Raw genomic sequence first — 7566 nt, 5'->3', positions numbered from 1 at the left:
ATGGTTTACTATAACAACTATCGATATCAGTGGGACTTAAAAAAGATGACCCCTATTCAATATAGGAATCATCTTCTAGTTGCTTAATCTCTTTTTTTATTGTGTCCTTGACATAGGTGCCAGTTTAAATAACCCTTTCTCCTTTTTATTTTCTTCAACTATCTTTAGTTCTTTCTTCCTGTCATAAATTACCTCAGTCAATAGGAAAGTGACTTTTAAAAAATAATTGATGATGAATCACGTAATTTGCAGACGACTTTCCCTTTTTTACAATTAAAAATGTTTGAATATTCTTCATTGTATGGTATAGTATGGATCAATAACCGATTAAACTCATTGGAATTATAAAAATAGAGTGATATAGTATGGGTCAAAGCTGAGCATTTTTTTATTTAGCATTTCCTGTTGATTTTTCTCTTGTTTTTTCCATCGTTCCATGCAATCAGGAGGCTTTTAACGGAAGGCATGTGAAACTAAGGTATCACACAAAATAGTAAAGCTTTTTATTTAGGAATGGATTTCTGAATATTTAAAGTAATAAGTAACCGTAGTCTATTTAAAGAAAGAGCGATTCCATTTTTTTGAAAAAAATGTATACAATTATACAAATATTTTAAACTTCGTGATTCTCCATTATCACCTGTGCCAAAGCATGATTAAAAATGGAAAAGGAAGAGGAGATGAATTTGGTACAAAACCGCCGATTGACGAAAGATGTTGCATATTACCAGATCAAGCAAAAAATAATATACGGCGAATTTAAGCCAGATGAGGTTGTTCGTGAAGAGCAACTGTCTGAAATGTTGGAGATTAGTCGAACACCGCTACGTCAAGCACTTCAAATGCTAGAGATGGAAGAATTCCTCATTCGCCAACCGAATGGAAGATTAAAAGTGGCTTCTATAACGAAGGAGGAAGTGGAGGAAATTTTTCAAATTCGCAGCATGCTGGAAGGAAGTATTGCAAGAAATGCTGCAACGAACGCTTCGAGTGATGATATTAATGTTCTTACGGAAATATTGGAAAAATTGCGCCAAGCCTATCACTTTGGCTACAGTCAAGAGTTTGTTACATATGGAAATGATTTTCATGACTATTTGGCGGAAATGAGTGGTTTAAAAACGTCGGTTAAGCTTCTTAGTATGATAAAAGATCATGCCAATCGCTATTGTCACTTCGTTTCAATGTATGGGAAGTGGAGCAATCAGGTTGATGAACATGCTCTGATTCTAGAGGGAATCAAAAATAAGGATGGTGCATTCGCAGAGTTGGCAATGAAAAAACATATTTTAAGCACTTTAAAAGACGTTATTAATAGAATTGAAGATAAAGCAAACTCTAAAATAGGAAACATTGTAGATTAGAGAAATTGCAGGGGGATATTAAGATGATTGAGATGAAGAGTGTCTATAAAACTTATAAAAGGAAAGATGTGACTACGGAGGCCCTTAAAGGGATTGATTTAAAGGTTGAAGAAGGGGATATTTTTGGGGTTATTGGTTATAGCGGTGCAGGGAAAAGTACTTTAGTGCGCCTTGTAAATTATTTAGAACGGCCAACAGATGGTGAGGTAATCGTTGATGGGCAGGTGCTTAATCACCTATCGGACAGTCAATTGCGTGCTATGAAAAAACAGATCGGGATGATCTTTCAGCATTTTAATTTACTAGAATCAAAGACTATTTTTGACAATGTCGCGATTCCGCTCGTATTAGCGAAAAAACCAAAAGAAGAGATTAAGCAACGAGTAATGGAACTACTTGACTTCGTTGGCTTACGTGAGAAGGCAAAGAGTTATCCGAGAGAACTGTCGGGAGGGCAGAAGCAGCGTGTCGGAATTGCCCGTGCACTTGCATCGAACCCGAAAATATTACTTTGTGATGAAGCGACATCGGCGCTAGATCCGCAAACAACACAATCAATCTTGCAATTGCTGAAACGAGTCAATCAGGAATATAACATAACGATTATGATTATTACCCATGAAATGTCAGTAATTCAGGAAGTTTGTAATCGAGTTGCCGTCATGGAGGCGGGAGAAATCATTGAAGAAGGTTCAGTGCTGGACGTCTTTGGACATCCGAAGCATCCAACGACGAAAAACTTTGTTAAAACAGTGATTCATAACAGCATTCCAGAGAGTGTCAAGCGTTCATTGAAGAAGACAGGCAACAGCAAGGTGTTTCGAGTTGAAGTAAAAGGTGAGGTTGCTTCCGAGCCAATTGTTCATCAAGTAATGAAAGCACATGATATTGAGGTAAATATTTTATTTGCCAATATGACGGAGATTCAGGAAACAACACTCGTTATTATGTACTTGCAAATTGCTGGAGAGGCATCTGCTATTGAAAAAACAGTGCAACTTTTAAAAGATAAAGGTGCTGGCGTTGAGGAGGTTGTTGAATAATGTTTGAGACCGTCATTACACTAGATCAATTTTTACAGGCAAGTATAGATACGCTATATATGGTTGGCATGTCGCTTTTAATTGGTTCATTGGTTGGCATCCCGCTCGGAATAGCGCTCGTTGTAACACGGCCAGGTGGGATATTGGAAAATAAAATTTTCTATTCGATCTTAAATCCGATTATAAATATCGTTCGTTCATTGCCTTTCATTATTTTAATGGTGGCGATCATCCCATTCACACGAATGATTGTTGGAACATCAATTGGCACAAATGCAGCAATTGTCCCACTTATTATTTTTATATCGCCTTTCATTGCTAGATTAGTTGAAAATTCATTGCTCGAAGTAAATCCCGGTATTATTGAAGCGGCGGAGTCAATGGGGGCGACACCGTTTCAAATTATTTGGCATTTTTTATTGCCGGAGGCATTTGGTTCACTCATTTTATCGATTACAACTGCAACGATAGGATTAATTGGTGCGACTGCGATGGCAGGAACTGTCGGTGGCGGTGGGGTTGGTGACTTGGCAATTGTCTATGGTTATCAACGTTTTGATACATTCGCCATGGTAACTACTGTTATTATTCTTGTTATTTTTGTACAAATCATTCAATCAACTGGTAATGCATTAGCTCGAAAAGCAAGGAAGGAATAGAAAGGGAGTGTAATGGTTTATGAGTTTTACGAAGAAACAGCGCTTTGAACAAATTTTGACGGGCAAAAAAGCAGATCGCCCCATCGTTAGCAGTTGGCATCATTTTTTAAAAAAAGAGCAAACAGCAGTTGATTTAGCAGAGGCAACTATTACGTTTGCGAAAAAATATGATTGGGATTGGATTAAGATCAATCCAAGAGCAACGTATTTAGCAGAGGCTTTTGGCAATAAGTATGATTTTGACGATTACCGATGGGTTTTTCCAAAGCAAACTCATGCGGTTATCAATCAGCCTGGAGATGTTTGGCATGTGGAAGCTGTGGAAGTAGCGACATCTGTCCCCCTTCAGGAACAGCTTGAAGCCATGCGGTTGATTCGAAAGGGTTTACCGGAAATGCCGCTGGTTCAGACTGTCTTTTCACCGTTAACGATTTTAATGTTTTTAACAGGAAATTCTTCATATGTTAATCAGACTATGTATGGGAGCGATGAGCCGGTTGATTTTAGAGAACTTTTAAAGTCAGAGCGTTCGGGTGTCCATCAAGCGTTACATGCGATTGCGATAACGATGGCTCAATATATGAAGGAATTGGAAAAAGACGGGATTGATGGATTATTTTACGCCGTAACGGGCACGGCACATCCGGATTTATTTGATGAAGCAACCTTTAATGAGTTTTCTAGACCGTATGATCTAATCGTTTTAAATGCAATGAAAAAAGGAAAACGAATCCTTCATACGTGCGGCGCACATGCTCAGCCGGCACGGTTCGTTGATTACCCAGTTGAAGGGATTAGTTGGGATACTGAGGCAGAAGGAAATCCTGGTTTAGAGTTGAAAATAAGCAAAACAAAGGTGGCAGGTGTTGATCATACCATTTTTGAAGGGGGTGACAATGGATTAATTGAGCAACAAGCAAAAAAAGCGCTAGACCTTATGCACGATGAACCTTTTGTATTGGTGCCGAACTGTGCAGTTTCAGTGAAAGCAGCAGAGGAGGCATTAAATACTTTAAGGAAGAGCGTGATGTAATTTATATGTAAGGATTAAGACTGATGGTTTAGTAAAGGTGAAATATAGGGGGACTATTAAAATGAAGAAATTATTATCGATTCTTGTCTTGTTTACACTGCTTGTTTTAACTGCTTGTGGAAACGAAGATTCTCAAGGTGACAGCGGTGAAGAGAAAAAAGATCTTATCTTTGGTTTTGGGGTAGGCACTTATGAGGAACAATTCCGCAATGGGATCTTACCAATCTTAGAAGAAAAAGGCTACAATGTTGAAATTAAAGTGTTCTCGCAAAATATGCAAGTAAACCCAGCAATGGCTGAGGGAGCGATTGATGCCAGTGTCTTTCAAAGTACCGCCTACATGGAAGGGATTAATGAGGAATTAGGAATTAAGATGGTTCGCTTGGCATTTTCTCCAGGTGCACCGCAAAGCTTGCATTCAGTTAACCATGACTCGCTTGATGCTGTTCAAGAAGGCTCAACAGTAGCGGTGCCCAATGATCCGGTAAATCAGGAACGGGCTGTACGCATTTTGGAGGAGCTTGGTTGGGTGAATGTAGCTGATGGAGCTGGAACGACCGATTTTAATTTAAATAGTGTAACACCGGCAGCTTATGATATTAAATTTCAAGTGCTAGATCCAGCGCAAATTTTAGTTTCATTGAAGGATGTTGATTTTGGTGTCGTGAATGGAAACTATATTGCTGATGCTGGTATGAAAATATCCGATGCATTAAAAATTGAAAATACGCCAGAGGAACACCGCATTATCGTTTCTATATTAGAGGAAGATTTAAATACACAATGGGCGAAGGATGTAAAAGAAGCTTACGAGTCACCTGAATTTGAGGAATATATTTTATCGCAAGAAAAATATGATGGTTTTATTTTACCAGAGGCTTGGGAGAACAACTAAATTTTACTGGAATAAGTAGGGGCTAAGGTCTCTGCTTATTCCATTTACATCGTTGTTAACAAAATAATTAATCAGTAGGAGGAATGAGTATGATTCATTTTATTGGTGGCGGACAGATGGTAGAAGCAATCATTCGCGCAGTTTTAGCAAATAAAACGGTACGTAAAGAGGAAATTACTGTTGCAGATATATCTGAACAAAGGAATACATATTTAACAAAAAACTATCAGGTTTCAGCTAATGTAGAGCAGTCTGCTGCGTTAAAGCAAGCGGATATTATTGTAATTGGCGTCAGGCCACAAGACGATTTGGCCTCTGTTGGAACACTGATTCGTGAGCATAGTCGGAAGGAGGCGGTTGTCGTTTCCATTGTTGCTGGTGTGACAATCGAAAAACTGACGAACTTTATTGGTGAGGACCGGGCTATTGCGCGAGTGATCCCTAATACGTTGACTGATACTGGATTGGGTTACAGCGGTGTTTCTTTAAATAAATACGCTAGAGAAGAACAAGTGGATCGCTTTTTAAGTGGATTTGGCAAGGTGATGTATGTAGAAGAGCGATTGATTGATATTTTTACCGGTTTTGGCGTTGCTGGACCTAATTATGTTTATTATTTTATCGAATCATTTGCTGATGCGGGTGTTTTGGCCGGATTGCCCCGTCAACAATCGTGGGAGATTGCTTTGGAAAATGTGCAGGGCGCGGTTGAAATGTTGAGGCAAACTGGAAAGCATCCTCGGCAGTTGTTAGATATTAATAATTCTGCTGGTGGGGTTGGCATTAACGCACTTCATGAGTTGAACAATTCAGATTTTGCTGCTGGTTTGCAGCGCAGCGTTTTAAAAGCAGTAAAGCGAACCACTGAATTAGGGCAAGAATAAGGAGGATTCAAATGGCTAGCATAAAATGGGATCATACGGTTCATTATGTCAATGATCTAGAAAAGGCAATGGCAAAATTTAGAGAAGTGGGTTTAAACGCATTTATGGGCGGATCACATAAACTATGGGGAACGTATAATGCGTTAAGTTATTTTGATCTTTGCTATATTGAATTTCTAGCTGTCGAGGATCGTTCATTGGTAGAGAGTGTTAAAGAGCCAAATGACGTGGTGAAGGATTCGATAAAATTGTTACCTCATCGGGAAGAATTGAGCCGAGTTGCTTTAAGGACAGATGATATTGAAACGGTGAGAGAGCAATTATCAGCATTTCAGCTACAAATGTCACCAATTATGGATGGGAAACGATTGGATGCACAAGGAAATTTGATTGAGTGGAAGATGATGACGATTGCCGGTGACTTTCAAGGATTGCCATATCCCTTTGTGATTCAATGGACGGGATCTGAGCAAGAACGGAGAGAAAGATTAAAAGAGTCAGGAATCATTCAAGCGCATCCAGCTGGAGATGTGCAGATCGCTGAGGCTGTGTTTGATGTGGAAGACCCAGTTGCTGTGGCCAAGCACTGGCATGAGTTATTTGGGTTTGAATATGAAAAATCCGATTTGCCAGAAGTAAGATTAGCGGTTGAGAAGCAGGCGTTTGTTTTTAAAAAAGGTCCACTCAATCGTATGCAACAACTAGTTTTCCATACTGATGTTCTCGAGTTGAAAGGGAAATCAATCACGATTGGCGAAGGGCAATATAAACTAGTGTGACGGCACAGAGAATTGGAGAAAAAGGGAGGTGTATTATGGATTTTACCAATAAAGTTGTGTTAATTACAGGTTCTGGTGCCGGGATTGGGAGAGAGACGGCTGTTCAATTTGCAAAAAGTGGTGCCAAGGTTGTCGTTAATTCTCGCAGTAATAGTGGGAAAGAAACATTAGAGCTTTTAAAAGAAGATGGTTTTAATGCTATTTTTGTACAAGCAGATGTTTCAAAAGTAGAGGATGTAAAAAAACTGGTGCAAGCAACGATTGCTACTTATGGGCGAATCGATATCCTTGTGAATAATGCAGCAGTTGTTTTACCAGGGACCATTGAGACGACTACAGAAGATGATTTATTAGAGACGTTACTAGTCAATGTTCAAGGCACATTTTTAGTCTCAAAATATGTGGTAAAAGAGATGAAAAAGCAAGGTGGCGGAGTTATTGTAAACGTAGGTTCTGTTGCAGCAGAGAAGGGACATAAGAATCGGAGTGCATATTCCGCTTCAAAAGGTGCGGTTTTAGCATTGACAAAATCAATAGCGATCGATTGTATGGATGATAATATTAGGGTCAATTGTGTTTCTCCAGGGACTACAATTACGGATGGTGTTCAAGCAAAAATCGACAGCGCTGATGACCCACAAGCAATGCTAGATATGTACTTAGCGAGACAACCGATGAACCGACTTGCGAAAAGTTCAGAAATTGCCCACACAATTTTATTTGCAGCATGCGATGAAGCTGCCTTTATGAATGGAAGTAACATAACGATTGATGGGGGATTGTCGATATAAATGACGGATGGTGCTTGGAATAAACAGGGGGAATCAAATGCTTCCAACTGTTTATTCCATTTATTTTGCTCGTTTTTTATTAGGAGAAGGGCAACATATGGATTGTATAAAGAAGGGG

The 7566-nt window shown here is 39.2% G+C and carries 9 protein-coding genes; all 9 read left to right on the top strand.

Annotation, left to right across the window (positions count from 1 at the left end; genetic code table 11):
* Positions 1–87: IS3 family transposase (locus PZE06_RS07500; protein ID WP_275791656.1), on the top strand; the 87-nt coding region annotated here is incomplete at its 5' end.
* 593 nt (positions 88–680) lie between these two features.
* Positions 681–1364, top strand: a complete 684-nt coding sequence (locus PZE06_RS07495) for a GntR family transcriptional regulator (protein ID WP_095309426.1) — start codon at positions 681–683, stop codon at positions 1362–1364.
* A gap of 23 nt (positions 1365–1387) precedes the next feature.
* Positions 1388–2407: a methionine ABC transporter ATP-binding protein gene (locus tag PZE06_RS07490; RefSeq protein ID WP_095309292.1), complete on the top strand. Its 1020-nt coding sequence runs from the start codon at positions 1388–1390 to the stop codon at positions 2405–2407.
* On the top strand, positions 2407–3066 hold the full coding sequence (locus PZE06_RS07485) for a methionine ABC transporter permease (RefSeq protein WP_170943556.1): 660 nt from the start codon (positions 2407–2409) through the stop codon (positions 3064–3066). Before PZE06_RS07490 ends, PZE06_RS07485 begins: the two co-directional genes overlap by 1 nt.
* Before the next feature lie 19 nt (positions 3067–3085).
* Positions 3086–4099, top strand: a complete 1014-nt coding sequence (locus PZE06_RS07480; protein WP_150915011.1) for a uroporphyrinogen decarboxylase family protein — start codon at positions 3086–3088, stop codon at positions 4097–4099.
* Between the two features lie 61 nt (positions 4100–4160).
* Positions 4161–4994, top strand: a complete 834-nt coding sequence (locus PZE06_RS07475) for a MetQ/NlpA family ABC transporter substrate-binding protein (RefSeq protein ID WP_150915010.1) — start codon at positions 4161–4163, stop codon at positions 4992–4994.
* Positions 4995–5083: 89 nt separating this feature from the next.
* Positions 5084–5878 carry a pyrroline-5-carboxylate reductase gene (proC, locus tag PZE06_RS07470; protein WP_225310634.1) on the top strand — a complete coding sequence of 265 codons (795 nt, stop codon included), beginning with the start codon at positions 5084–5086 and terminating at the stop codon, positions 5876–5878.
* A gap of 11 nt (positions 5879–5889) precedes the next feature.
* Entirely contained in the window at positions 5890–6657 is a 768-nt protein-coding gene (locus PZE06_RS07465; protein ID WP_150915008.1) for a VOC family protein, read from the top strand.
* A 35-nt stretch (positions 6658–6692) separates the two neighbouring features.
* On the top strand, positions 6693–7448 hold the full coding sequence (locus PZE06_RS07460) for an SDR family NAD(P)-dependent oxidoreductase (RefSeq protein ID WP_095309301.1): 756 nt from the start codon (positions 6693–6695) through the stop codon (positions 7446–7448).
* Positions 7449–7566: the final 118 nt, after the last annotated feature.

The sequence above is a fragment of the Robertmurraya sp. DFI.2.37 genome (genome assembly GCF_029211245.1).
Classification (GTDB): Bacteria; Bacillota; Bacilli; order Bacillales; family Cytobacillaceae; genus Robertmurraya; species Robertmurraya methanolica_A.
The sequence above is the reverse complement of the archived record's forward strand: the minus strand, read 5'-3'. Positions and strand labels throughout refer to the sequence as shown.

Excerpts from the sequence above, each read along its gene's own strand:
- PZE06_RS07490 (WP_095309292.1), top strand. The coding sequence starts at position 1,388 with ATGATTGAGATGAAGAGTGTCTATAAAACTTATAAAAGGAAAGATGTG.
- PZE06_RS07460 (WP_095309301.1), top strand. The coding sequence starts at position 6,693 with ATGGATTTTACCAATAAAGTTGTGTTAATTACAGGTTCTGGTGCCGGG.
- PZE06_RS07485 (WP_170943556.1), top strand. The coding sequence starts at position 2,407 with ATGTTTGAGACCGTCATTACACTAGATCAATTTTTACAGGCAAGTATA.
- PZE06_RS07465 (WP_150915008.1), top strand. The coding sequence starts at position 5,890 with ATGGCTAGCATAAAATGGGATCATACGGTTCATTATGTCAATGATCTA.
- proC (WP_225310634.1), top strand. The coding sequence starts at position 5,084 with ATGATTCATTTTATTGGTGGCGGACAGATGGTAGAAGCAATCATTCGC.
- PZE06_RS07475 (WP_150915010.1), top strand. The coding sequence starts at position 4,161 with ATGAAGAAATTATTATCGATTCTTGTCTTGTTTACACTGCTTGTTTTA.
- PZE06_RS07480 (WP_150915011.1), top strand. The coding sequence starts at position 3,086 with ATGAGTTTTACGAAGAAACAGCGCTTTGAACAAATTTTGACGGGCAAA.
- PZE06_RS07495 (WP_095309426.1), top strand. The coding sequence starts at position 681 with ATGAATTTGGTACAAAACCGCCGATTGACGAAAGATGTTGCATATTAC.